Origin of the sequence: Streptomyces roseolus (assembly GCF_014649855.1) — a bacterium.
GTDB lineage: Bacteria > Actinomycetota > Actinomycetes > Streptomycetales > Streptomycetaceae > Streptomyces > Streptomyces roseolus.
Window position 1 is genome coordinate 119,941 of sequence record NZ_BMTV01000022.1, and the last position, 26,077, is coordinate 146,017.

Below are 26,077 nucleotides of genomic sequence, written 5' to 3' on the forward strand. Positions count from 1 at the left end.
ACGCAAAGATCGAAACCAGAGCAGCGATCCCTGCCAACAGGGTTCCCACGGCAGTGGCGATAGCCGCGATCTTGCCCCAGTCTCGCCCGTTCCCTGGCGACTCGCCCGCCCCAGATGTCCCACTGCTCATCTGCCCCCCTGGACCGGTCACGCAGGCTCGCCTGTTGCTGCCTGAAACGCATCGCCCGCAACTTCGGTTCCCTGCCCGCCGCTTGGCTTCGGCCTGCTTCCCAGCAGCCACCGCTTCCACACCCTGGCGTATCAACGCCTTTGGAGGCAAAGCAACTTGAAAGGTTGGACAATGGCCTCTAGCAACGGCCTCGGCCCTGACTACGACATCTCGTCGGCCCTTACCCCCGTGGACCTCGCGGCCGGCAACAACACGGGCCATCGCCTCAACATGACCAACGTCAAGAGCGTCGACATCGTCCTGCTCAAGGCAGCGGGCACGGCGGGCCAGAACCCGGTGATCACCCTGAAGTCGCACACCGCGAGCACCGGCGGCACCACCTCGAACCTCGCCGTCATCACCGAGTACCACCACAAGAGCGAGGCGACCCTCGACGGCGACGAGACCTGGACGCGGGTGACGCAGGCGGCGGCAGCGACGGTGACCGGCGTGGCCGACAACGAGCAGATCATCGTCATCAACGTGCGCGCGGACCAGCTTCCGCAGACGGACAACTACCTGAGCGTCGACATCGCCGACCCGGGCGCCGCAGCGCAGCTCGGCGGCGCGTTCTACATCATCCACAAGCACGACAAGGGTGAGCCGACGTCCTTCCCGGCCCCGCTGAGGTAAGGCGATCATGTCCTCCACCAGCAGCCTGGGAGATTACGACATCTCCATCGGCCAGGCGCCGGTCAACCTCGCCACGGCCGGTTCGACGGGCAAGCGGATCAGCATGGCGCTCATCAGGAGCGTCGACGTGCTCATCCTCAAGGGCGCCGGCGCCGCCGACGTCAACGAGCAGCAGACCATCAACCTCGGCAGCGCCACGGCCGGCACCATCACCATCACCTTCGACGGGCAGACCACCGGCAGCGTCGCGCACAACGCCGCAGCAGCGACGGTGCAGACGGCGCTGGAGGGCCTGTCGAACATCGCCCCCGGCGACGTCACGGTCAGCGGCGGGCCGCTCCCCGGCACCATCACCCTGACGTTCGGCGGTCAGTACCAGGGCGTGAACGTCCCGCAGGTGACAGTCACACCGACGGGGCTGACGGGCGGCACGGTGACGGTCAACACCACGGTACAGGGCTCCAAAGAGGACCCGGTGATCACCCTGAAGTCGCACACCGCGAGCACCGGCGGCGTCTCCACGAACCTGCCGGTCATCACCGAGTACTACGTGAAGTCGGAAGCGACTCTCGACGGCGACGAGATCTGGACGCGGGTGACGCAGCCTGCTGCGGCGACGATCACGGACCCGGGCGGCGCCGGCGCCTCGGCCGAGTCCCAGCAGCTCATCGTTTTCACCGTCCGCGCCGACCAGCTCCCGGACGCCGACAACTACCTGAGCGTGGACATCGCCGACGTCGGCTCGACCGCCCAGCTCTGCTCGGTGGTCTACCTCCTCCACCGCCAGGACAGGGGGGACCCGACGTCCTTCCCTGCCCCGCTGAGGTGATGAGCGATGTCCGACGAGATGGAGTTCTTCGCCCCTCGGCCGAACCTCGAAGAGGTCGTCAAGAGGGGTGACTACCGCGAGTCCCTCATTGCGATGAGGGATTTCGTCGCACACGAATTGGAAGGCAATCGGTGCAAGACCTGCTACATGACGCAGATGCGCACCGGTGAGCTTTCCGCGCTTGTCCTGAGGCTCCAGAAGCTGATCGAGGACATTGCCGCTATATCGGATCCGGATGGGGAGGTGGACGAATTTGACCGCCTCATCGCGAGGGAGGCTGATTGGTCATCAGCACCCCCGGATTTCCCACCTTCCACCGGCGGCCGTTGATTTCAGCCTGGGGCGCGATGCCATCGAGCTCGCTGCCATGGCCGGCTTGGAGCTGGATCCGTGGCAGCAGTGGTTCCTGATCAACGCGTGTGCGCAGCGAGCCGACACATTCGTCAATCCATTCACGAAGAAAATGGAACGAATGTGGGCGGCCCGGGACGTCGGGCTCGTAGTAGCCCGGCAGAACGGAAAGGGAAGCATTCTGGAGGCCCGCGAACTCGCGGGCCTCTTCCTTCCCCGCTTCAGCGAAAAAACGATCATTCACTCCGCCCAGGACTTCGCCACCTCGGGCGAGCACTTCAGGCGCGTCGCCGCCCTGATCCAGGACACCCCGGTCCTGAACAAGCAGCTCAAGGGCGCCTACGAGGCGAACGGCAAGGAGCGCATCGAGCTGAAGAACGGCGCGCGGCTCCTGTTCAAGACGCGCACCAAGAAGCTCGGCCGTGGCTTCAGCCCCCAGCTCGTCGTCCTGGACGAGGCGATGTTCCTGGACAACGACTCGATGATGGCCCTGCGGCCCACCCTGTCCGCCCAGCCGAACCCGCAGCTCTTCTTCACCGGCTCCGCCGGCCTGGAGGACGCGCACGAGTTCGGCATGGTCCGCCAGCGGGCGCTCAAGGCCCTCGAATCCGGCGACCTCGACCCCTACCTGTTCTTCGCCGAGTGGTCCGCCGAGGTCTGCAACGACTTCTGCCTGCCCGGCTGCGACGAGCACGACTCCCTCGACGACGAAGAGGTGTGGGCCAAGACCAACCCCGGCTACGGCATCCGCATCTCGTACGAGACCGTCGACAACGAGCGGCGAGCCGACCCCACCGGGGAGGCCTTCAAGGTCGAGCGCCTGTCGGTCGGGCGCTGGCCCGTCCAGGGCGACCAGTGGTCGGTCATCGACGAGAAGGCCTGGCGGGCCCGGCTCGACGAGAACTCCGAGGTCGAGGCCGGCAGCATCAAGGTGCTCGCCGTGGACGTCAGCCCCAACCGCGAGTTCTCGGCGGTGGCGGTCTGCGGATCCAACGGGCACTGCTTGCACGTCGAGATCACGTCCGGCGAGCTGAGCGTCGACCACCGGCCGGGCGTCGACTGGGTGGTCAGGCGGGTCAAGGAGATCTGGGACCAGGCCAAGCCGGACGCCGTCGTCATCGACAAGGTCTCCCAGGCCGGCTCCCTCATCGACCAACTGGAGCACCAGGGCGTCACCGTGATCTCGCCGACCACGGCCGAGTACGCCCAGGGGTGCGGGCAGTTCTACTCGGGGGTCCAGCCGCGCAGGGGCGAGGTCGCGGACATCGTCCACATCGGACAGCCCACCCTGAATTCGGCGGTAGCCGGCGCAGACAAGCGCATGCTCGCCGACAAATGGGCCTGGGACAAGAAGACGTCGGCATCGGATATCACACCGCTGGTGGCGGCGACCCTGGCCGCTTGGGGCTACCGGAAAATCCTCTTCGAAAAGCCTAAAGCTGCCACGCCATTCTTCTATGCCGGATTGGACGACATATGACGACCCGCGAGGCGCTGTGCGCCATTCTTATGTCCATCCTGCTGCTCACCGCCGGTTTCTCCTGGCTCTTCGGTCCATACGGTCTGATCGGCGGCGGCGCTGCCTTGCTCGTGACGACGCTGTTCACCGACAGGAGGGAGGACGACGATGGCTAAGATCTGGTCCTCGCTCTTCAAGGGAAAGTCCGAGGAGGAGCGGCTGACTCTTGACGACCTCTATCAGCAGGTCGTCAAGTATCAGGGGCTGGAATACCCCGTTTCCCAGGGTGGGGGCGCCGGAGAGAATTACGAGGCTATCGAGCACGACTTCGAGGGCTATGTGCAGCATGCCTTCAAGGCCGACGGGATCGTCTTCGCCTGCATGGTCGCCCGCATGCGGCTCTTCTCGCAGGCCCGGTTCCAGTGGCAGAAGATGCAGGCCGGCCGGCCCGGTGACCTCTTCGGCACCAAGGAGCTGGGAATCTTCGAGGAGCCGTGGCCGGTCGGCGGCTCCACCATCGGGCTCCTGAACCGCGCCATCCAGCAGGCCGACCTCGCCGGGAACCACTACGTCGTCCGCGAGACGAGCGCCAGGGGCGCGGTCCCCGTGAGCCGGCTCCGGATCCTGCGGCCGAACTGGGTGCGCACGATCCTCACGGCCCCGCCCGACGAGGCCGTGCAGTCCGACATCGCCGGCTGGATCTACATGCCAGGCGGCCACCCGGATCCCAGCCGGTGGAAGCTCTACGAGGTCGGCAGCAGCCGGTTCGCCCACTGGGCGCCCACCCCCGACCCCGAGGCGCAGTACAAGGGGATGTCGTGGCTGACCCCGGTCATCCGGGAGATCATGTCGGACAAGGCGGCGACGAAGCACAAGGGGAAGTTCTTCGAGAACGCGGCCACCCCCAGCTTCGCGATGAGCTTCAAGGAAACGGTCACCAACGACCAGTTCAAACAGTTCATTCGCACGATGCGGGAGTCGCACCAGGGCGCCGACAACGCCTACAAGCCGCTCTTCGTCGGCGGCGGCGCCGACATCACGCCCCTGATGTACGACCTGCGGCAGCTCGACTTCAAGGCCACCCAGGGCGCCGGCGAGACCAGGATCGCGGCAGCGGCCCGCGTCCACCCCGTCATCGTCGGCCTGTCCGAGGGGATGCAGGGCTCCTCCCTGAACGCCGGCAACTTCAAGGCCGCCAAGGACTCCTGGGCGGACGGCGAGATGCGCCCCCTGTGGGAGTCGATCTGCCAGGCGTACCGCCCGCTGGTCAGGGTCCCGGAAGGGGCCCGGCTGCACTACGACGACCGCCACATCTCCTTCCTCCGCGACGACATCGCGGAGAAGGCCAAGGTGCTCGCCCAGGAGGCGGACATCCTCCAAGGCCTGGTCATGCAGGGCTGGACCCAGGACTCGGCCATCGAAGCCCTCATGGAGAGCGGCTGCACCGGTGACTGGCGGAAGCTCAAGCACACCGGCCTGTTCAGCGTCCAGCTCCAGCCGCCGATGCCCGACGGCCCGCCGACCAAGGTCGTGGACCAGAACGGGAAGCCGGTCAAGCAGCAGCCGGCAGCCCCGGGCGCGAAGGCCGGGAAGCTCCAGCCCGCCACCGGCCCCGGCGCGGCCGGCCGCCCGGCGATCGGACAGCAGAGGCCGGGCGCCAAGCCCCCGGCACAACCGAAGGGATCCCGCGATGGCGACGACGCCTCCGAAGAAGCCTGACCCGAAGAAGAAGGCGGCCAAGAAGCCGCCCCCGAGCCAGAAGCCGAAGCCGGGCGAGGAGAAGCCGCCGGCCAAGGGCGCACCCCCGGCGAAGAAGGCCCCCGCCAAGAAGGCCCCGGCCAAGAAGCCGACGAAGTAACCGCACCACCGCAAAACAACTGAATAGGGAGAAGGAGATGCAGAAGCATCTCTGCGTGCGGGACGTCGACTTCATGTTCGCGCCCCGTGATCAGAGCGAAGAGAGAGCAGGACCTGAAGAGCACGGCGACGGCAGGTCTCTCTCCGGGTATGCCGCTGTTTTCAACACCGCGACCGAAATCAACTCGTGGGAAGGAAAGTTCTCCGAGACGATCGCGCCCGGCGCCTTCCGGAAGACCCTGCGCGAGCGCACCCCGATCATGCAGTGGGACCACGGCCGCGACACGCGCGTCGGCTCCACCCCGATCGGCGTCTACACCTCCCTCGTCGAGGACGAGCGCGGTCTCAAGGTGGAGGGGCGCCTCTTCAACAACCCCGTCGTCGAACCGGTACGGCAGGCGATCGAGGCCCAAGCCGTACGCGGCATGAGCTTCAAGTTCGCCGTCACCCGCGACCGGTGGACGGACAACGCGGGCAACGTCGTGCGCGACCAGGAGCTGTACGAGCTTCTCTACGACGCCGGCGACCGAGGCCCCCTGACCCGGGAGATCCAGGAGGTCAAGCTCTTCGAGGCCGGCCCCGTCTCCACCCCGGCCTACAGCCAGACCTCGGTCGGCGTCCGCTCCGCAGACCTCACCGACGAGGACCGCGAAGCGTTCATCCAGGAATGCGTTCGGACCAGCTCCGACGAATGGCGCGTAGAGGAATTCCGCGCCGAAGAACTTCCCGACGAGTCGGTGGTCCCGGAAGAGGAGACCGACGAAGAGCGGGCAGCACCCGAAGGTGTCGCCGCCCCTAAGGGCACCACTCCTGAGGGACACGAAAGCGGGCAAAGAAAGCCCGCAACAACTGAACACAAAACTGAATATCGAAAGGCAAGTGTCCCCATGGACGTCATGACCATCGAGGAGCGTCGGGCTCGCCGGGATGAGATCCGGCAGCGCCTCTCCGACATCGACACCGAGTACTCCGGCGCCGAGCTGCCCGTCGACATCCGGTCCGAGTGGGACAACCTGTCCCGCGAGTTCGACGAGCACGGCCGCGCCATCACGGCAGCGGAGGCCCGCCTCGCCCGCCTCCACGAGCTGGCCGAGAACGAGTCCACCCACGACGAGCCCGACGTCCGCGTCACCCCGGAGCGCCGCTTCAGCTCGTCGCCGGCCTTCCACCGCCGCGACACCAACATCTACGACCTGTCGGCGATCCGCACCAAGGCCCGCTCGGTCGACGAGATGGGCTCGCTGTTCCGCGACAACGCGATGCGCGCCATCGAGATCAGCCGCTTCCCGGGCGTCGAGAACCGCGAGGCCGCCCAGGACCGTGCCGCCCACCTGCTCGAAAACGTGGACAACAAGCACGGCGACCTGGCCCGCCGCATGCTGGCCACCGGCTCCCCGGTCTACGAGCGTGCCTTCGGCAAGGTCGCATCGCAGCTCCACACCAACGGCCTCTCCTCCGAGGAGCGCGCCGCCCTGGCCGTCGGCTCCGGCTCGACCGGCGGCTACGCCGTTCCCTTCCAGCTCGACCCGACCGTGATCCTGACCAACGACGGCCGCATCAACCCGCTGCGCTCGGTCGCGCGCCAGGTCCAGATCGTCGGCAAGGAGTGGCAGGGCGTGACCAGCGCCGGCGTGACGGTGTCGCGTTCGGCGGAGGCCTCCGAGGTCGCGGCCACGGACCCGACCCTGGCGCAGCCCACCGTCAAGGCGGAGCGCGTCACCGGCTTCGTGACCTACTCGATGGAGGTCGAGCAGGACTGGAGCCAGATGCGGTCCGAGGTCACCTCGATCCTCGCCGACGCCAAGGAAGAGGAGGAGTCCGACTCCTTCTTCACCGGTGACGGTGTCGCCCCGAACGCGAACGGCATCATCGCCACCCTGGCCACCAGCTCGAACGTCTCCGTGGCCACCACCGGCGCCTTCGTCGTCGGCGACGTCTACTCGCTGGAGCAGGCCCTCCCGCCGCGCTTCCGCGCCAACGCCGTCTACATGGCGAACCACACGATCTACAACAAGATCCGCCAGTTCGGCACCTCCGACAGCCACGCGCTGTGGGAGCGGATCGGCAACGGCATGCCGCCGGAGCTGCTCGGCCGGCCGGCCTACGAGGCCTCGGCCATGTCCGCGACGCACGCGGCGGCCGACCGCTTCCTGCTCTACGGCGACTTCCGCCAGTTCCTGATCATCGACCGGATCGGCATGAACGTCGAGCTCGTCCCGCACATCCTCGGCTCCAACCGCCGACCCACGGGTCAGCGCGGGCTGCTCGCCGTGTGGTGGAACAACTCGAAGGTTCTCGTCGACAACGCCTTCCGAGTCCTCGACGGCACCCAGTAAGGGCGCAAGCCCGCCAGGGGCGGGCCCCTTCACGGGGGCCCGCCCCTCCTCAACACGAAAGGAGGGACGACATGGCTGGAAAGATCTTCAAGGCCGTGGAGTCATTCTCGGTGGAGTGGGAGGGCAAGCCGCTCGTCGTCGAGCGAGGTTGCACCGCGCGCGAAGGGCACCCGCTGCTGGTCGCCTACCCCCACCTTTTCACCGAGCTCGCCCCGGTGTTCGAGCACGTTCCCCCGGCCAAGCCGGAGGCGCCGGCCAAGCCTCAGCTCCCGGCCAAGAAGGTGGCAGCGGCGCCGACCAGGGTCAAGGCCGAGGGGACGTAACCGATGGCCCTCGGCGATCCGTACGTGCAGCTCGCGGAGTTCAAGTCCTACATGGTCGGCCAGGCCAACGCGAACCTGACCGGCCAGGACGACAATTTCCGCGAAGCCCTGCTGTCCGCGAGCCGGGAGATCGACAGCATCTGCGCCCGGCAGTTCAACCGGACGGAGACGGCGACGGCGCGCGAGTACGAGCCCGACGGGTGCGACTGGAGCTACGTCGACGACTTCCACACCACCACCGGCCTGGTGGTGAAGATCGACAGCAGCGGCACCGGCACGTACGCCACCACGCTGACGGCCTCGGACTACGAGCTGTCGCCGGCCAACGGGATCGTCGACGGCATGACCGGCTGGCCCTTCTACCGGATCCGGCTGCTCGGCGGGCTGCGCTTCCCCGCCACCTCCAACGGCCGGTCCCGCACCCTCCAGGTCACGGCTCAGTGGGGCTGGGCAGAGGTCCCCGCTCCTGTGCGAGCCGCCTGCCGAATCATGGCCGCCGAAACCTGGAAGCTCAAGGACGCCCCTTTCGGTGTTCTGGGCCTGGATGAATTCGGTGTCGTGCGCGTCCGGCAGAACAAGCTGGCGGTCAGCAAGCTCGCCCCCTATTCCAAGACCCGGCTCCTGATCGGATAACCCCGCATGTCCACTCTCGAACAGATACGAACTGCTATCGCCGACACGATCCGCGACTACGTCACGGGTAATGGAGGTGAGATCTACGCATACCCGTATGTGCAAGGGACAGTGGATCTGCCGTGCGCGATGGTGATGCCGGGTGGCGGTGGCCGCGACAACAAAGCCGGAGATTTCACCATGACCATGGCGCGGGGAACGGAGAAATGGAGCTTCCAGCTCCTCGTTCTCTGCGCCCGTACCCACGAGGACAGCGGACAGCAGGAGCTGGACAAGTTCATCGACAAGGCCGGCCCGCTCAGCGTACGGCAGGCCATCTGGCAGAAGCCCGATGTCGGTCTGGGCGATGTCGATGTCATGGTCACCGGCGTAGCCGAATACCACGGCAGCTACAGCATGGTGCGGATTGAACACGTCGGAGCCGCACTGCAACTCCAGGTGCATGCCTTTTAGCGGCGTGCCACAAGAAAGGTAAAGCCGAGATGGCTTCTCTGACTACTCAGAACATCGTGGCTGCCGGTACGAAGCCGACCTTCGTTGCGGCCGCCGCAGTTGACTACGCGGAAGTGGGTGACGGAACCAACACTTTCGCGGTCTACAAGAACACCAGCGCCACGGCCTGCAACGTAACCGTGGAAATGGACCACCTCACTCTCGCTACCGGCGACGCGCACCCGGACAAGGTGATCGCTCTCCCGATCACCACCGGAGAACTCTGGATCCCGCTCCGCAAGGAGTACGCCGACGACGCGGAGGCCGGCGTCGGCCGCTGCGTCCTCAAGACCTCCGCACAGGATGCCGGCATCACCGTCGCCATCGTCCGGATGGGCTGAGCGCTAAGCGCTTAAACAACTCAATAACAACAGAATAGTGAAAGGCGCTTAGCCAATGGCCAAGCTTGTGCTGCGCGATTGCTACGTGGTGGTGAACGGAACTAACTTCTCCGACCACGTCTCTTCGTGCGAAATCAACATGAGCAAGGACGAGGTCGAAACGACCAACTTCTCCGGCTCCGGTCGTGAGCGTGTTCACGGCCTCCAGGACAACTCCTTCACCGTCACCTTCCAGCAGGACTTCGCGGCTTCGTCCGTCGACTCCGTTCTCTTCCCGCTGTGGAACAACGAGAACGAGTTCACCGTCGAAATCCGGCCCACCTCGGCCGCCGTTTCCGCGTCGAACCCCCGCTACACCGGCACCTGCATCCTGCTGGAGTACCAGCCGCTCTCCGGCGACGTGGGCGACCTCTCCGAGACCGAGGTCACCTTCAACGTCCAGCGAGGAACCTTCACCCGCGCGACGGCGTGACCTATGCCCACGCGAGCATGGATCGTCCCCGGGCCTGAATGGAAGCGGGCCGCTGCCCAGCTCCAGGCCATCGAGAACCGGCTCCCCCGCTGGATCGAAGAAGAGGTGGACGAAGCGCTCAAACCTGTGGTCGCGCGGGCCAAGGCAGCAGCAATGCACACGGAAGTGCAGGGCGGCCCGGCCGGCCACACGGGACTGAGGTCCCGCGTGGCCGCCAGCGTCGGTGTCCGTAAAGGCATCAGCACCAAATCAACCGCCTACTTCCGGATCTTCACCGAGATGGCCAATCAGGCGGAGCTGCCGATCCCCAGGGGACTCGACTCCCCGAAGGGATGGCGACACCCGCTGTTCGGTGACAAAAATTTCTGGTTCCAGTCCAGGCCGGTCAGGCCCGGCTGGTTCACCGACACGATCGCCGACAGCGCTGACGAAATCGAGAGAGCCATTGCCAATGCTCTCGACAGAGCGGCGCTGATGGACTTCTGAACCAGACAAGACGGGCGGCGAGGGGTGCGCGGGTCCCCCTCGCCGCCTTCGACCCGTAAAAGACCTGCGAAACAACTTAATAGGAGTCAGACCCGTGGCTTACGAATTCCGCGTAGATGAGAACGGCTTCCTCTCCCCCGGCGCCATCCTGGAGCAGCCGAATCTGGTGATCGAGGAGCTGATCGTCCCCGAGTGGGGCGGCGGCAAGATCCGCCTCAAGCAGCTCTCCGCCAAGGAGCGCGACGACTTCGAGTCGTCCATGGTGCAGGTGACCCGGAACGGCCGGCAGAAGCTCAACAACGAGAACTTCCGCGCGCGCCTGGTGCAGCTCGCCGTCGTCAACGAGGACGGCAGCCCGATGTTCACCAAGCACGACATCAAGACGCTCGGCAATCTCCCAGCGGCCGGCCTCCAGCGCGTCTACAACAAGGTCAACGAGATGTCCGCCTTCTCCGACGAAGACCTCAAGGAGCTTGAGGAGGATTTCGACGACGACCGGACCGACGGTTCAAGTTCCGTCTAGCGCTGGCAATGCGCCGTCCCGATGTTGATCGAATGATGGCGAGCATGACGGCCCGTGAGTACAAGGAATGGGAAGCGTACGAACGGGCCGCCGGCCCCCTGGATCAGGCGTTTGAGCAGGAAATGCTCTGCGAAATCCACGAGCTGATCCAGCTCAACAACATCTTGACCGGCGCAGCCATCACTAAAAAGGGCAAGAAGAACCCGGCCGGCAAGTTCCGAAAAGTGCTTCGCCCGGACGAGTTGTACGCCCCGCCAGAGGGCTGGGACGACGACGAAGAAGACGACGAGGACGAGTACGACGAGAAGGGCCTCCAGAAGGAGAGGAAGCCGAAGTCGGAGTACGACCCGGCTACCGACCCCTTCGCGAAAAACAACTAAATAAGGGTGAAGATGGAGGGTTACCTGTGGCGACCATAAGAAGTCTGGGATTCTCCATCTTCTCCCGGTTCGACGGGAGCGGTATCAGGGACGCCCGCCGGGCGATCGAAGATTTCAATGGCAGCATCAATCGCAATACCAGCTCCTTGAATTCTTGGCAGGGACGAATAGTCCTGGCAGCGAAGGCGCTGGCTGTCTTCGGCCCCGCCCTGGTCCCGATCGCCGCCAACCTGACCGCCATCACCGCCGCCGCCTCAGCCATGGGTGTGTCCGTAGGGGCGGCCGTCGGCATCTACGGCGCCGCCATGAAGGGCGCCATCACCAATACCCAGGCGGCACAGAAGGAGATATCCGCCCTGCGGTCCGAGCTGGACAAGCAGAAGGCGGTGCTCGCCACCCTCAAGCCGGGCACCGAGGCATACGCCAACCAGCTCAAGAAGGTCGCCGCCACCCAGAAAGAACTCGACGCCGCTCTGAAGGCGCTGTCGCCTTCGCAGCGCAGTTTCATCCAGGCCACCGACAGCATGAGCGCCGCCTGGAAGAAGTTCATCACTTCCACGCAGGACAAGACCTTGGCCACGGCGACCAACGTCGTGAAAGGCCTGACGTCCGGCATCGGGCTCCTGAAGCCCATCCTGGACGCCGTCCACCCCTCACTTCTGAAGGTCTCCAAGGACTTCGCGGAGTGGATGAAGGGCGACAGCGCCAGGAACTACGCCAACCTGATCAAGGCCTCTGCGGTGCCAGCGCTTCAGGACTTGATCACCGCCGGCAAGGACGTCATCAACGTCCTGGGCGACGGCTTCCGCGCCTTCCTTCCCCACGGCGTTGCGCTCGCTCAGAAGCTTCGCGAAGGCGCTGCCGCTCTTAAGGAATGGTCCGACGGCGGCGGTTTTCAGCGCTTCCTTCAGTACGTCCGGGATACCGCCCCTCAGGTGAGGGAGTTCTTCCAGGCGCTCGGGGATGCGCTGAAGAACATCGGCACCGTCATGAGGGAACTTGCCCCGGTTTCCCTCGGACTGATCACCGTATTCCTCAAGGTTATAGCGGCCATCCCGCCGGATCTCCTCCAGGCTTTGGTGATCGGGTTCATGGCCTGGCGTGCCGCAGTCCTCCTGGTGAACGCCGCCATGCTGCTGCTGAACGCCAATCCGATCGTTCTCGTAATCACCGCAATCATCGCGGCAATCTATCTCCTGGTCACCAACTGGGAGACCGTCTCGAATGCTTTCAAGACGGCCTGGAACGCGACCTGGAACTTCATCAAGCAGGTCGCCGAGACGATATGGAACGGCCTCAAGACGGCGTGGCAGGCCGTCTGCAACGCGTTCACCATTACGTGGAATGCCGTCTCTGGCGCCATCTCCACGGCCTGGAACACGGTCTGGAACGCACTCCGGACGGCGGCCGCGACGGTCTGGAACGCCATCAAGACGGCGTGGCAGGCGATCTGCAACTCCTTCTCGATCATCTGGAGCACGGTTGGTGGGGCCCTCTCCGCCGCCTGGAACACCGTCTGGAATGCGCTCCGGACGGCGGCCGAGACGGTCTGGAATGCCCTCAAAGCTGCTTGGAACGCCTTCATTCAGGGGCTCCAGACCATCTGGACCACCGTCTCCGGTGCCCTCTCCTCGGCCTGGAACACCGTCTGGAATGCGATTCGCACTGCCGCCGAGGCGGTCTGGAATGCGCTTCGGACAGCCTGGAACGCGTTCGTCCAGGGGCTCCAGACCATCTGGTCCACGGTTTCCGGTGCTTTGTCTTCGGCGTGGAACACGGTCTGGAACGCGATCAAAACGGCGGCCGAGGCGGTCTGGAATGCGCTTCGGACGGCGTGGAACGCGTTCATTCAGGGGCTCCAGACCATCTGGACCACCGTCTCGGGTGCCCTCTCTACCGCCTGGAATACTGTCTGGAATGCGCTCCGGACGGCGGCCGAGGCGGTCTGGAATGCGCTTCGGACGGCGTGGAACGCCTTCATCCAGGGGCTCCAGACCATCTGGTCGACGGTGTCGGCGGCGCTCTCCACGGCCTGGAATACGGCCTGGAACGCCATCCGGACGGTTGCTACCACGATATGGACTGCACTCCAGACGGCGTGGCAGGCATTTCTGACGGCAGTTCAGTCCATCTGGACCACCGTCTCCGGTGCCCTGTCGACGGCCTGGAACACGGTCTGGAACGCGATCAAGACGGCAGCGGAGACGATCTGGAACGCGCTCAAGGTCGCCTGGGAAGCGTTCCTCAACGCCGTCAAGACGGTGTGGGACACAGTTTCAGCGGCGCTCAGGACGGCCTGGGAAACGATCTGGAACGCGATCAAGACCGTCGCCGAGACGATCTGGAACGCAATCAAGGTCGCCTGGGAGGCATTCCTCAACGCGGTCAAGAGTCTCTGGGACACGGTGTCCGAAGCTCTCAAGTCCGTGTGGGAGGCGGTCTGGAACTGGATCAGGGAAACCGCTCAGAGGATCTGGGACGAGGTTAAGCAGCGCTGGGACGACTTCATCAACGGCATCAAGGAACTCTGGGACACCGTCTCGGAAACCCTGAAGTCCGCTTGGGAGACCGCCTGGAACTGGCTCAAGGACACCGCCCAGAAGATCTGGCACGAGATCGGCGAGATCATCGAGAAGGCCGTCAACGGCATCATCGGGATCATCAACGGCATCATCGGTGCCTGGAACAAGATTTCTGGTGCGGTTGGTCTCGACAGTCTCAATATCGGCGAGATCCCCACGGTCAGCTTCAACTTCGCCACCGGCGGCGTCGTCGAGTTCGCCAATGGCGGCATCGCCGGCGGCATGCCTCACTTCAAGGCCGGCGGCGTTCTCCCCGGCTACGCGCCCGGCCGGGACACCGTTCCGGCGATGCTGTCCCGAGGTGAGGGCATCCTCGTCCCCGAGGCGGTCAAGGCCCTGGGCCCGGACTTCGTCCACTGGGCGAACTTCACTTTCTCCCACGGACGCGGCGGCAAGAACGTGGCCTTCCCCGGCTATGCCAAGGGCGGGATCGCGCGCGGTTGCGAACTGAACCACTACGCCGGCGGCGGCATCGTCGCCTTCGGCCGGGACCCCCGGAACAAGGAAGGGTGGGGCACCCACTTCTTCCAGGGTGGCGGCGTCGTCGACCCCGACAACCCCGGTACGGTCGGCCCCGGCGGCATCATCATCGGCGGCGAGGCTTCGACGAGCCCCGACGCTGCGGACGTCAAGGTCGGCGACGGCGACCCTCTGGGCGTCGGCGTCATCACCGGCGGCATCGAGAACATGATGAAGACCGGCGGCATGGTGCTCGGCTTCCTTGGCCGCGCTGCCATCGAAGCCGCGTTCGCCGCCATCATGAAAACCCTCGAAGCCTTCGGCGAGGCCGGCGACTTCGGCAAGCTGCTCGTCGCGGGCACCAAGAAGATCCTGACCGGGATGATCGACAACCTGGTCAAGAAGGACGAGGAGGCCAAGCAGCAGTTCACGGCCATGTCCGTGGCGGGCACCCAGTCCGTCCAGGGATGGGCCCCGCTGGCCGCGAAGGCTCTCCAGATCGCTGGCCTCGACCCGAGCCAGCTCCAGCGCTTCCTCGCGCTGATGATGGCCGAGTCGGGCGGTAACCCGAACGCCTTCAACGGCTGGGACATCAACGCCAAGAACGGCGTGCCCAGTCAGGGCCTCATGCAAGTAATACCGACGACCTTCGCGGCTTACCGCGATCCCTCTCTGTCGAACAACATTCTGGACCCCCTCGCCAACATGGTGGCGTCTGCGAATTACATCCAGGCGCGCTATGGCGGACAGGTTCCGGGGTCTCCGTACGCCGACGGCACCACCAGTGCCACGGCCGGCCTCCACCTGGTCGGCGAGGAAGGCCCGGAGCTGGTCACCAGCCCCGGATACGCCAACTTCGGCGGCGGGGAGACTGTCTACGACGCCGCCGATACGGCAGCGCTGATGTCCGGCCCTTCGACGGGACGCGGCGGCATTGAGGCTTCGCTGAAGAACCGGAGCTTTGAGGAGATCGTCTCCGCTGCGAAGTGGATGGCGGCGAACGTCAAGGCGTCGTGGGGCAACGTGGTCTACTCCAGCACCAGCGGCTGGACCGGCCTCAGGCCTGTCCTCGGCGACGTAGCGATGGGCCACGGCGGTACGGTTCCGGACTCCATGGAGGTGATGCGTTCCAAGAACGCTTCCGCGTGGGCTGACATGAACCTCCAGTCGGCCACGCAGTGGGCTCTGATGCGTGACACCACCCTGAACGAGGCCAGCCTCCAGCAGGGCGTCACGCTTCCGGCCGCGACCGCTGCGATGCAGAACGCCTCCAACACCGCGTGGAACGACATGGGTTTCCAGTCGGCCACGCAGTGGGCAGCCATGCGGGACACGACGTTCGCTGAGTCCAACCTCATGCAGACGTCCACCATGCCCGCCTCCGCGGTGGCGATGCAGACGGCTTCCGGTACCGCGTGGAACGACATGGCTCTCCAGTCGTCCTCGCAGTGGACAGCCATGAACGATTCCGCGTTCACGCCGCTTCAGAGCACCATGACCACCGAGGTCCCTGGTGCCGCGAACACGATGAACACGGGTGTCAGCTCCGAATCCAAGAGCATGGCCACCAACGTCATCAGCGCCGTCGAAAGCACCATGGGCCCGGTCGACAGCTTCATCTCCAAGATGGACTCGGCCATCGCCAAGGCCAACCAGGCCGCTACCGCGATCCGTTCCGCTGTAGGTGTAGCGGCCGGCGGCGGTTCCGTCAGTGGCGGAGCGTCGGCTGGATCCGGGACTGGAGGCGCATCCTCCGGGCTCTCGGCCGCTCTCAACCAGGCAGCCGCGAACAACGACATGCTGCTCGCGGGTGGCTGGACTCCACTCGACGACGGGACCTGGATGGCTCCGTCCGGAGGCGGCACGGCAGCGCAGAGGCGTGCCGCCGACCAGGCGGCTGCGAACAACGACATGCTGCTCGCGGCCGGGTACAAGTTCCTGGACGACGGAACGTGGAGCCGTTTCGCCGAGGGTACGCCGAGCGCTCCGCGCGGCCTGGCGCTCGTCGGCGAAGAGGGTCCCGAGCTGCTGAACTTCCATGGCGGCGAGTCGGTGACTCCGGCCGGCGAGACGGCCTCGCTCCTTTCGGGCGCGAACGTCCCGATGATCACAGAGCCGGCCGTTCCCGAAGGCGGCGGCGTCCCGCAGGACGCGGCCATCCAGTCCCCGATGCTGGAGCAGATGCAGCAGTTCACCGCCCCTCCGGAGGCGGAGGGCTGGTTCGGGGAGATCATCGCCGCCGCTCAGCACATGCTGACGACGGCGCAGACGGCCTGGGACGGCACGGTCGCGGCGGGAGTTTCCGCCCAGCCTGCGATCACGGCCACCACCACGGCGGTGGGCACCGAGGTCGGAGTCCAGATCCCGGCACAGCTTGAGGCGATGGCTGCCTCTGCTGCCGCCAACTGGGCAGCCATGACGGCAACCGGCCAGGCCAACTGGGCGGCCCAGCTCGCCACGGTCTACACCCCTGCGGAAACGCACATGGGGACGACCATGCCCGCCATGTCGCTCGCGATGCAGACGGCCCACGATCTTGCGTGGACCACGATGAACGCCACGTCGCTGGCGACCTGGACCATCATGAGGGATGTCCAGTACCTGGAAGCGGAAACGCATATGGGTACGACCATGCCTCAGATGGCAGTGGCGATGCAGACGGCGCACGATCTCGCCTGGACCACGATGAATGCCACGTCCCTGGCGACGTGGACCATCATGCGCGATACGCAGTATCTGGAAGCGGAAACGCACATGGGGACGACCATGCCGCAGATGGCGGTCACCATGCAGACTGCGCACGATCTCGCGTGGACCACGATGCAGGCGACGTCGCTCGCGCAGTGGACCTTGATCCGGGACGGTCAGATCCTCCCGTTCGAGGAACACATGCAGACGACGATGCCGGCGGCTGCGCAGGCGATGAACGAGGCGGTCTCCGCAGCGTTCACCACGATGGTGGAGACCATCGTCGCCCAGCTCGACACGGCCATCGCCAAGATCGAGGAGTTCATCGCAGCCACCGAGGCGGCCATCGCTGCTGCCGAGGCCCTGGCGGCAGCCCAAGCTGCTGCTGCGGCGTCGGGCGGTGGCGGTGGTGGCGCCGGTGGCGGTGGCGTCAACGGCGGGAGCGACCTGGAGGCGGCCCTTGCCCGGGCCGGTAACCCTCAGGTCATCCAGGGCCCGTACAGCGACGGCTCCCTGAGTGCGGGAACGCACACAGGCGGCGGTGTCGTCGACGTGCCCGTCTCAGCCTTCGACGCCATGATCGCTGCTGGCTTCATCGGCTGGATCCGCTCGGGTCCCGCCTGGGCCGGCAACGAGCACGCTCACATGATCCTTCCCGGTGCACCTGACCTGTCTCCGCAGGCAAGGTGGCAGGTCCAGGACTACTACGCCGGCGGCTCCGGCCTCGGTATTCCCGGCAACCTGGCGAGGGGCTCGAACAACGCGCCCCCCGGCTGGACGTGGGTGGGCGAGGCCGGCCCTGAGCTTCTGCGCATGCGTGGCGGCGAAGAGGTCATGCCGCACCTGGCGAGCAGCATGTTCGCCAGCGGGCTTCGCCGACGACGGGGCTGGAACCCGAAGAAGTCGCAGTTCTTCCGCTCCGACGGCGGGCGCCGAGAGTTCACCTCCCTCATGGAGGCGAGCGCCGGTTCCGTTCGTGGCTCGGTCTCGGACGGCGGCGGCATCAACGTCGAGTTCACATTCAACGGTCCTGTCAGCAACGGCGAAGACGTGCGTCGCGCCGTGGACGAGGCAATTCCGAAGCTCCGTACCGCTCTTCAGGCGGGTACCGGGAGGCGAATAGGAGGCTAACGATGGCGCAGTCGTTCCAGCTTCTCCCCAGCGGTGACATCGAGAACGACGGGTGGGAACTCGTCGGCTCCAGTGTCACCGAGGTGTGGGAAGTGATCGGTTGGCTGGAGGACGACTGCTACGTCCGGTGTCCTGTGTATCGGGGAAGCGCCACGGTGTCTTTCCCGATCGACTCGGAAGATCTCCCTGCGGGGGCCATTATCGACTCGGTGACCGTCATCGTCCGCATGAGGACGAGCGCGGGGTCGGGCCCCCGCACCGTGACGGTGAACGTGCTCTCGTCGGAGAACATGTCGCGGTACACGTCGCGCACGCTCCAGGCGACGAGCGCGTTCACCACCCACGAGGTCGGCACCTACACCAAGGATCCGATGGGCAAGGCGTGGGACATCCACCGCCTGAACAAGCTCCGGCTCCGGATCTACTCTCTCAACGATCTCTTCGACGCCGTACAGATCTCCCAGCTTTACGTGAAGGTCAACTACCACGTGAAGCCGAAGGCGGTCGTCACGGCGCCGACCGGCACCAGCGTCTCGCCCTCTCCCCTGGTGAAGTGGAACTACACCCAGGCCGAGGGCGAGCCGCAGCTCAAGGCCGACATCAAGCTGTTCACCTCGCAGCAGGTGGCGGCGGTCAACACCTTCAACCCGGAGACGGAGCCCCCGCTCTACAAACAGACCCAGACCGGCTCCGCCCCCCAGCATCAGATCGGCACCACGCTCAACAACAACGGGTACCGGGTGTACGTCCGGGTCTGGTCCGAGCACAACGCGAAGTCGACCTGGGCCTACAAGGACTTCACCATCAACGCCCCGTCGCCCGGCGTCCCCGGCGACGACAACGCCGGCGAGGGCGGCACCCCCGGCGTCGGCGTCCCCTCCGCAATCCCCGACACCTACACCTCCTCGGCGCAGCTCCGCATGCGCGACGCCTCGAACCTCCTGAGCGTCCAGCAGGCCGACTTCGAGATCGCCTCCGATCCGCTGGAGTGGACGGCGTCCGGCGCCTCGCTGGCGCGGGTCGTCTCCAAGGCCTTCGGCGGCGGCCTGGCCTCGATGTCGATGACGGCGACGGCGGCGGCGACGATGTCGGCGGAGACGACGTTCGTCGAGGTCGCGCCGGGCCTTCCGGTGACCTGCCGGGCCCAGGTGCTCGCCGGCTCGTCGGCGCGCACCGCGCGGCTGTGGGCCGACTTCTACGACGAGACCTTCACGTACATCAGCAGCACGACGGCGGTCAGCCTGACCGACTCCGCCACCACCTGGAGCGAGCTGGTCGGCACCGGCACGACGCCGGCCACCGCGCTGTACGCGAAGCTCAAGGTGGAGATCGTCACCCCGAACCTGTCCGAGGTCCACTACGTCGACCACGCCGGCCTGATGTACGGGACGAACTCCGCCTGGACCGACGGCGGCCACCAGTCGCACAACCTCCTCTCCTCCTACCTGGCCACGGCCGACGACCCCGAGTCGGCGGTCGAGGAATGGGAGCAGGCGAACTCGGCGACGACTGTCACGCGGACGGCTGTCACCGGCACCGGCGGTCACGGTCTGCTGTGCCAGCAGATGCAGTACGTGGGGGCCGCCTCGGCCATCGCGTTCCGCGCGACGGGCACGGTGTTCACGTCGCCGACGTCCGGCACGAACTACACCCTGAATAAGCCCGCCGGCACGGTGCAGAACGATCTGCTCCTGGCCTTCGTCACCTCGACGGCCGGCGGCTCGATCGTGCCTCCGACGGGCTGGTCCCTGGTGGCGAGCGCCACGGTGGACGACGACTCGACGTACGACGTCTCGCTGCACGTCCTCAAGCGGACCGCGACGTCCTCGGACCCCTCGTCCTGGACGACGGGCAAGCTGGCCACCGCCTCGTCCCGCAGGACGGCCGTGGTGGTCGCGTACAGCGGCACGGCGCACGCCGATGACCAGTTCATCGCCGACAACATCAGGAAGGATCCCGGGGGCTCCCCGGTCCACCGGACGCAGATCGTCCAGAACACCGACCCGAACGCGTGGCGGGTCGGGGCCTTCGCGGCCAGCGACGACCTGGCCGGCGCCACCTTCTCGGCGAACCGGGTGGCTCCGCCGGGCGCGGACGCTCCGCCGATCTCGTTCGTCGGCGCCTCCTCGAAGTGGGTGCAGCACAGCCTGACCACCTCGTACACGATCCACAAGCCGACCGGCGTCCAGTCCGGCGACCTGATGATCGCGTCCGTGGTGATGAGCGGCTACGCCCCCACGGTCACCCCGCCGGCCGGGTGGACCCTGGTGAAGTGGCACTCGCAGCCCTTCTCCGGCTCCAGCGACGGCGGCGTGCACTCCGGTGACGTCACCATGGCGATCCTGAAGCGGACGGCGGGCTCCTCCGAGCCCCACTCCTGGACGGGGACGCACAGCGCCGCCGGGCAGCCGAAGGTGACCCAGGTGGTGGCCTACAGGAATTGTGACGATGCGGCGAATCAGTTCATCGCGCAGAATTCCGCCGGTAGCCACAATACGTCCAAGGTTCCCACCCCTGAGGTGACGAACTCGAACTCGGCCGCCTGGCGGGTCTGCATGTTCGGTGCGACCACGCCGTTCGCGTCGTCCTGGAGCGCAGGGGACATATCCGAGCGATGTGATTCCTCTACCAGTCTCGATAATTTCCCCGATGCGGTCCTCAGTTTCTCGGACTCCAATGGGCCGATCTCGACCGGTACGCACAAAAGGACCGGGCAGATCAACTCAATCAGCAATTCGCAGTCGAATGTCCCCAGCGGCAACTTCTTCGCCGCCATCGGATGGATCGGCATCCTCAAGCCGCTGTCGGCCCCACCCGCGCAGCCGGGCAACGAGACCGAGCGCGTCGACAACAACAACGGCTCGTCCAACCCGTGGATGAGCACCGCCGTGTACGACTCCAACGGGGTCATCCCGGCCGGGGCCACATCGCTGTACGGGCTTTTCGCCGGCGGCGGGAACGGGTTCGCCGGCTCGATGGCGTCCTGGATCGGCATCCTCAAGCCGGCCAGCAGCGTTCCCGCCAACGTCGCCTCGGCGCGGCCGAACGTCTGGGTGGACATCTCCGAGATGGACCCGGACATCCTCGACCTGGCCGGGAACAAGGTCACCGTGATGGCGTCCTTCCTGGGCACGAGCGACGGCACTCCCGTCCTCGGCATCGAGTTCGCCCGGGCCAACCAGGCGATCAGCGACGCGTCCGCCAACGGCGCGGTCTTCAACACCGTCACCTGGAATAAGTCGTACGCCACATTCACCGTGCCGGAGGGTACGACCCGGATGCGGCCGGTCCTGTCCGCGCTCGGGCGGGAGACCGACGACATCGTGAAGTTCGACCGCGTCGGGCTCATGCTCGGGGCGCCGGTCGCCGGCGAGACGCCGGCCTGGAGGAACGGCACGTCCCGGGCGGAGCATCCCGTCTGGTCGAAGCCGATCATCCAGTACACCGACGACACCGGCACAGGCTTCTCAAGCTGGACCGACCTTCCGGGCCAGAAGCTGATCCCGCCAGCGTTCCGCTCGGACACGGGCCAGCTCGCCTACGTCGACCATTCGGTGGTGCCGCTCAACGTGCGGAAGTACCGGGTGCAGACGATCTCCTACGGGCTCCAGGGCGAGGTCTTCGCCTCGGGCTGGGGCCCGGAGAGCAACGAAGTGTCGTTCTCCGCGCTCAACTGGTGGCTGAAGGACTTCCATGACCTGTCCACCGCGCTTCGCCTCCGGGTGAAGTACGAGGACGTGGTCGTCACGACCGACAACACCGCGACCGTCTTCCACCCTCTGGGCGAGGACTATCCGGTGGTCGTGACCGAGGGGTACAAGGCCGACTCGCTCACCATCACGGTCGTCTGCGACCGGCAGGAGGAGGCGGCGCTCTACCGGCTGCTGAGGGCCAAACGCACTCTGCTGCTCCAGAGCGACACCGACTACGCCTGGTGGGTGCGCCCGGTCGACGCCCTGACCGTCTCCAGCTTGGCCGTGAGCCAGCAGCGCAGGACCACGGACCCCGTGAAGTTCGTGACCTGCAAGTTCGTCCAGGTCAAGCCGGAGGAGTAGGCCGGACCGCACAACTGAATACGGAGTGGCCATGCCGACGCAGTCGGATAGGTTCTACCGCGAGATTCGCGGCTCTCACACGATCGTTTCGTGGATCGACGTGATCGGCCCGGACCAGGAGCTTATCCGGCTGCCGGCGACGGACGGCCAGGTGGACGTCGACAGGTCGGCGGCAGTGCGGCGGAAGCTGTCCTGCCAGTGCATCGACCCCCTCGGCCTGCTCACCCCCCGCGACGAGGGGGAGCTGCTGACGCCTTACGGGACAGAGCTCCGCGCCTACCGGGGGATCGAGTACTCCGACGGGACCCAGGAGGTCTGCAAGCTCGGTACGTTCCGGCTGTCGAAGTCGTCGATCTCCGACAGCAACACCGGCTCGCCGGTGATCCAGCTCGAAGCGTACGACCGGGCGCGCACGGTGCAGCGGGACAAGTTCAAGGTCCCGTACACCATCGCCTCCGGCACCAACGCCATGACCGCGCTGAAGGACATCATCAAGATGACCTTCCCCGCGATCCAGTACGACACCATCACCTCGACGGTGACGACCACCGCTCCCCTGCTGTTCGACGCCGGCAGCGACCCGTGGGAGGCCGTCTACCAGCTCGCCCGGTCCATGGGGTGCGAGGTCTACTTCGACGTCGAGGGCCGCCTGGCCGTCCTGCCTCCGAGCGACCTCAACGCCCTTCCCTCGCCCGACTTCACGTACGTGGAGGGCCAGGGCAACGTGATGGTCGATCTCAGCAAGGAGTTCAACGACGAGAACGCCTTCAACGGCGTCATCGTCACCGGGGAGTCGATCGGCGACCAGCTCCCGCCGGTGCGCGGAGAGATCTGGGACGACAACCCCACCTCCCCGACCTACCGGCTGGGCCCGTACGGCGAGGTGCCGGTGTTCATCACCGACAACCTCGCCAAGACGGAAGAGCAGTGCAAGGCGATAGCGAGGGCCCAGCTCAACCTGATTCTCGGCGCCGCTTCCCGGATCGCCATCACCGGCATCGTCAATCCCTCGTACGAGTGCGGCGACATCGTCCGGGTCAAGCGGGCCAAGTCGAAGATCGACGGCCTCTACTCCGTCGAAGCATTCAGCATTCCGTTGAGGGCGGGCACGCAGGCCCTGACACTGAGGGAGCAGAGGCCGACGAATGTCAACCCCAACTAACCAGCCCCTCATTGCCCCCTCGCTGGCCGAGACGCAGGCGATCAACAACGCCGACCTCGACGGCGCGATCCGGGACCTGGTCGCGGTGATGCAGTCGCAAGGCGTCAAGGGCTTCAACCCCAACGCCTCGGTGCACGTCAAGGGCGTCATCACGGCGGTGAACCACGCCGGCCTCCCTCCCACCGTGACGATCCAGATCCAGGGCGAGACGTCCGTGGAGATCTCGGGCGTCCGGATCATGAACAACTACACCCCGGTCGTCGGCCAGACGGTCGACATCCGCAAGCAGGGTCCGGACATCGTCATCACTGGCCACACCGCCGACGCCAGCGGGACGGCCCTCGGGCAGACCGGCAGCGGCTGGATCAAGGCGACACTCTCCAACGGATCCCACAACGGCAACAGCAACGGCGACGTCTACTACCGCCTGATCCTCGACCACGGCTCCTGGAAGATGCAGTGGCGCGGCGGCTGGGACCCGAACGGCTCGTCCACCATGATCGACACCGCGGAGGCCCTGGCCACCGAGTACCGCCCGAAGTCGCACCGCTCGGTCATCGCTGCCCGTCAGGTCAGCACCGCCACGTCCGTCGTCCTCGACTTCCGCACCGACGGCCGGGTGCTCCTCACCGGGCACACCTACTCGACCTCCACCTCCACGGTCAGCGGCGACGTCGGCTTCACGAGCATCAGCGGCTTCACGTCGGTGGGCGGCACGCACAACCACCTCGGCGACTCCGGCGGCGTAACCAGCTCCGACGGCGGCCATGACCACAGCTTCGGCGCCAGCCACGACCACGGCTTCTCCGGCGGCGCCCACTCGCACACCGCGACCGCGCCGGACTGGGTGTCCTTGAACGGAGTGGAGTACTTCCTGTGATTCCTGAGGGGCAGCCGGCCACCGTCGAGACCCGTCTCGCTGTGCTCGAAGTAAAGCTGGATCAGCTATTGGAGCTGAACAAGAGCCGGGGCGAAGACCACGAGAACCGCATCCGAAAATTGGAGGAGCGGAAATTCCCGCTCCCCACCATAGCCGTACTGGTGGCATCGCTTTCTCTAATAGCGACCGTCGTCATGTACGTAGTGAACCTCAAAAACTGAATAATGAGGTAAGAAGAAATGTCCAAGGGACGACATGCACGCCCCACTCAGCCGAACTCCGCTAAGCGAATAGCTCTCGGCGCCACCGCGCTCCTGTCCGGTGGATCCGTCGTCCCCATTGCTCTCGCCGGATCCGCGAACGCGGCGACCGCATCCGAATGGGAGACCACCGCTCAGTGTGAGTCCTCGGGCAACTGGTCCATCAACACCGGCAACGGATACTACGGCGGGGTGCAGTTCGCCCAGTCGACGTGGGAAGCGTACGGCGGTCTCGCCTTCGCTCCGCGCGCCGACCTCGCCACCAAGACCCAGCAGATCACCGTCGCCGAGCGCGTCCTGTGGAAGGGGCACGGGAACCTCAAGCCGCAGGGCAAGGGCGCCTGGCCCGTCTGCGGCGTCGGCCTCTCCAGCACCCCCTACGACGCCCCGGCGCCGGCCCCCACGCCGACTCCGACCCCAACGCCGAAGCCGACGCCGCCCCCGGTGGACGACAGCGACGGTGACGACGGGGTGTACGTCGTCAAGGCCGGCGACTACCTCGCCAAGATCGCCAGCACCCTCAAGATCGACGGCGGCTGGCAGAAGCTCTACGAGATCAACAAGGACGTCATCGGCCCCAACCCCCACCTGATCAAGGTCGGGATGAAGCTGACCCTGCCCGGCCACGAGGCCCCGGCGACCGACCCCTACAAGGACGGCCTGCCGAAGGCCGGCGAGAAGACGCCGTCCGCGAAGGCCCTCCAGGCCGAGCTCCAGCGCGTGGGCTTCATGGCGAAGACCGTCGAGCGCGCCGACACCTACGGGCCCAAGACGCAGGAAGCCGTCGGCCGCTTCCACGAGGAGCACCCCGAGTACCGCACCGTCGAGGACAAGCCGGACGTGCAGATCGGCCCCAAGGGCTGGGCTCACCTCCGCGACATGACCTCGGACGCGGTGAAGTACCCGAAGCCGGTGCCCGACGCCGACGCCACCCCGGCACCGAAGCCGACGCCCGCACCGTCGCCGAAGCCGACCCCGGCACCGACAACTCCGGCGCCGTCGGGCAACTATTTCCTCCCGGTCAACGGTTCGATCGGTGACAGCCTGATCATCGGCGCTGGCGGCTCGATGAGCCGGTCGGCCGGCGGCCACTCAGGCCTGGACATCAGCGCCCCGTCCGGCACGCCAGTCCGGGCGGCTACCGCCGGCACGGTGGTCGCCATCAACGCGGCCGGCTCCGCCTACGGCAACCACGTGATCCTGTCGCACTCCGGCGGGATCTACACCCTGTACGCCCACCTGAGCGGCTACACCGTCGCGAAGGGGCAGACGGTCGCCGCAGGCGAGCGGATCGGCTACGTCGGCTCGACCGGCAACAGCTCGGGCCCACACCTGCACTTCGAGGTGCGAACGGATCCGACGGCGTTCTCCGCCAGCGTCTTCTTGGATCCGACCAGGTGGCTGCGTAGCCACGGGGTCACCGTCTGACGTCCAGCCGACGTGTTGGGTCGTGTTTGATCCGGCCAGTTTGGGGGCGCCCGAGCTTCAGCGAGGGCGTCCTCACGCGCGCGTCCTGTGGTTGAGCTTCAACCTCAACCCTCTTCAGCCCCAGGTACGTCGTACCTGCCACCCCGGC

General features: G+C 66.2%; 22 protein-coding genes. All 22 read left to right on the plus strand.

Annotated features, from left to right (window positions below; translation table 11 throughout):
* Positions 1 to 301: 301 nt before the first annotated feature.
* The 22 genes from IE245_RS25250 to IE245_RS37785 all read left to right on the plus strand — a co-directional run bounded on the left by IE245_RS25250 (position 302) and on the right by IE245_RS37785 (position 25,929).
* The gene (locus IE245_RS25250) at positions 302 to 802 is read left to right on the plus strand and encodes a hypothetical protein (RefSeq protein WP_189951447.1); all 501 of its coding nucleotides are present in this window, start codon (positions 302 to 304) and stop codon (positions 800 to 802) included.
* A 7-nt stretch (positions 803 to 809) separates the two neighbouring features.
* Positions 810 to 1,631: a hypothetical protein gene (locus tag IE245_RS25255; RefSeq protein ID WP_189951449.1), complete on the plus strand. Its 822-nt coding sequence runs from the start codon at positions 810 to 812 to the stop codon at positions 1,629 to 1,631.
* A gap of 6 nt (positions 1,632 to 1,637) precedes the next feature.
* The gene (locus tag IE245_RS25260) at positions 1,638 to 1,961 is read left to right on the plus strand and encodes a hypothetical protein (RefSeq protein ID WP_189951452.1); all 324 of its coding nucleotides are present in this window, start codon (positions 1,638 to 1,640) and stop codon (positions 1,959 to 1,961) included.
* Positions 1,962 to 2,094: 133 nt separating this feature from the next.
* Positions 2,095 to 3,462 carry a terminase large subunit domain-containing protein gene (locus tag IE245_RS25265; RefSeq protein WP_189951454.1) on the plus strand — a complete coding sequence of 456 codons (1,368 nt, stop codon included), beginning with the start codon at positions 2,095 to 2,097 and terminating at the stop codon, positions 3,460 to 3,462.
* Complete coding sequence (locus IE245_RS25270) at positions 3,459 to 3,617, plus strand: hypothetical protein (RefSeq protein WP_189951456.1); 159 nt, start codon at positions 3,459 to 3,461, stop codon at positions 3,615 to 3,617. The genes IE245_RS25265 and IE245_RS25270 overlap by 4 nt, the downstream gene beginning before the upstream one ends.
* Entirely contained in the window at positions 3,610 to 5,160 is a 1,551-nt protein-coding gene (locus IE245_RS25275) for a phage portal protein (protein WP_189951458.1), read from the plus strand. The genes IE245_RS25270 and IE245_RS25275 overlap by 8 nt, the downstream gene beginning before the upstream one ends.
* Positions 5,132 to 5,299, plus strand: a complete 168-nt coding sequence (locus tag IE245_RS25280) for a hypothetical protein (protein WP_189951460.1) — start codon at positions 5,132 to 5,134, stop codon at positions 5,297 to 5,299. Before IE245_RS25275 ends, IE245_RS25280 begins: the two co-directional genes overlap by 29 nt.
* A gap of 37 nt (positions 5,300 to 5,336) precedes the next feature.
* Positions 5,337 to 7,634 (plus strand): phage major capsid protein, encoded by a 2,298-nt coding sequence (locus IE245_RS25285; RefSeq protein ID WP_229851490.1) that lies wholly within the window; start codon positions 5,337 to 5,339, stop codon positions 7,632 to 7,634.
* A 71-nt stretch (positions 7,635 to 7,705) separates the two neighbouring features.
* Entirely contained in the window at positions 7,706 to 7,957 is a 252-nt protein-coding gene (locus IE245_RS25290; protein WP_189951462.1) for a hypothetical protein, read from the plus strand.
* A 3-nt stretch (positions 7,958 to 7,960) separates the two neighbouring features.
* Complete coding sequence (locus IE245_RS25295; protein ID WP_189951464.1) at positions 7,961 to 8,590, plus strand: hypothetical protein; 630 nt, start codon at positions 7,961 to 7,963, stop codon at positions 8,588 to 8,590.
* 6 nt (positions 8,591 to 8,596) lie between these two features.
* Positions 8,597 to 9,043, plus strand: a complete 447-nt coding sequence (locus tag IE245_RS25300) for a hypothetical protein (protein ID WP_189951466.1) — start codon at positions 8,597 to 8,599, stop codon at positions 9,041 to 9,043.
* Positions 9,044 to 9,072: 29 nt separating this feature from the next.
* Positions 9,073 to 9,423, plus strand: a complete 351-nt coding sequence (locus tag IE245_RS25305; protein ID WP_189951468.1) for a hypothetical protein — start codon at positions 9,073 to 9,075, stop codon at positions 9,421 to 9,423.
* A 55-nt stretch (positions 9,424 to 9,478) separates the two neighbouring features.
* Positions 9,479 to 9,895: a hypothetical protein gene (locus IE245_RS25310; RefSeq protein ID WP_189951470.1), complete on the plus strand. Its 417-nt coding sequence runs from the start codon at positions 9,479 to 9,481 to the stop codon at positions 9,893 to 9,895.
* A gap of 3 nt (positions 9,896 to 9,898) precedes the next feature.
* A complete protein-coding gene (locus IE245_RS25315) occupies positions 9,899 to 10,381 on the plus strand; it encodes a hypothetical protein (RefSeq protein ID WP_189951472.1) in 483 nt (160 codons plus the stop codon).
* A gap of 94 nt (positions 10,382 to 10,475) precedes the next feature.
* Positions 10,476 to 10,904, plus strand: a complete 429-nt coding sequence (locus tag IE245_RS25320) for a phage tail assembly chaperone (protein ID WP_189951474.1) — start codon at positions 10,476 to 10,478, stop codon at positions 10,902 to 10,904.
* Positions 10,905 to 10,948: 44 nt separating this feature from the next.
* A complete protein-coding gene (locus IE245_RS25325) occupies positions 10,949 to 11,284 on the plus strand; it encodes a hypothetical protein (protein ID WP_189951476.1) in 336 nt (111 codons plus the stop codon).
* Between the two features lie 26 nt (positions 11,285 to 11,310).
* The gene (locus tag IE245_RS25330) at positions 11,311 to 18,144 is read left to right on the plus strand and encodes a transglycosylase SLT domain-containing protein (RefSeq protein ID WP_189951478.1); all 6,834 of its coding nucleotides are present in this window, start codon (positions 11,311 to 11,313) and stop codon (positions 18,142 to 18,144) included.
* A 209-nt stretch (positions 18,145 to 18,353) separates the two neighbouring features.
* Positions 18,354 to 22,199: a hypothetical protein gene (locus IE245_RS25335; RefSeq protein WP_189951481.1), complete on the plus strand. Its 3,846-nt coding sequence runs from the start codon at positions 18,354 to 18,356 to the stop codon at positions 22,197 to 22,199.
* A gap of 100 nt (positions 22,200 to 22,299) precedes the next feature.
* A complete protein-coding gene (locus tag IE245_RS25340) occupies positions 22,300 to 23,361 on the plus strand; it encodes a DUF5047 domain-containing protein (protein WP_189951483.1) in 1,062 nt (353 codons plus the stop codon).
* The gene (locus IE245_RS25345) at positions 23,345 to 24,241 is read left to right on the plus strand and encodes a hypothetical protein (RefSeq protein ID WP_189951485.1); all 897 of its coding nucleotides are present in this window, start codon (positions 23,345 to 23,347) and stop codon (positions 24,239 to 24,241) included. The genes IE245_RS25340 and IE245_RS25345 overlap by 17 nt, the downstream gene beginning before the upstream one ends.
* Positions 24,238 to 24,462 carry a hypothetical protein gene (locus tag IE245_RS25350; RefSeq protein WP_189951487.1) on the plus strand — a complete coding sequence of 75 codons (225 nt, stop codon included), beginning with the start codon at positions 24,238 to 24,240 and terminating at the stop codon, positions 24,460 to 24,462. Before IE245_RS25345 ends, IE245_RS25350 begins: the two co-directional genes overlap by 4 nt.
* 18 nt (positions 24,463 to 24,480) lie before the next feature.
* A complete protein-coding gene (locus tag IE245_RS37785) occupies positions 24,481 to 25,929 on the plus strand; it encodes a peptidoglycan DD-metalloendopeptidase family protein (protein ID WP_189951489.1) in 1,449 nt (482 codons plus the stop codon).
* Positions 25,930 to 26,077: the final 148 nt, after the last annotated feature.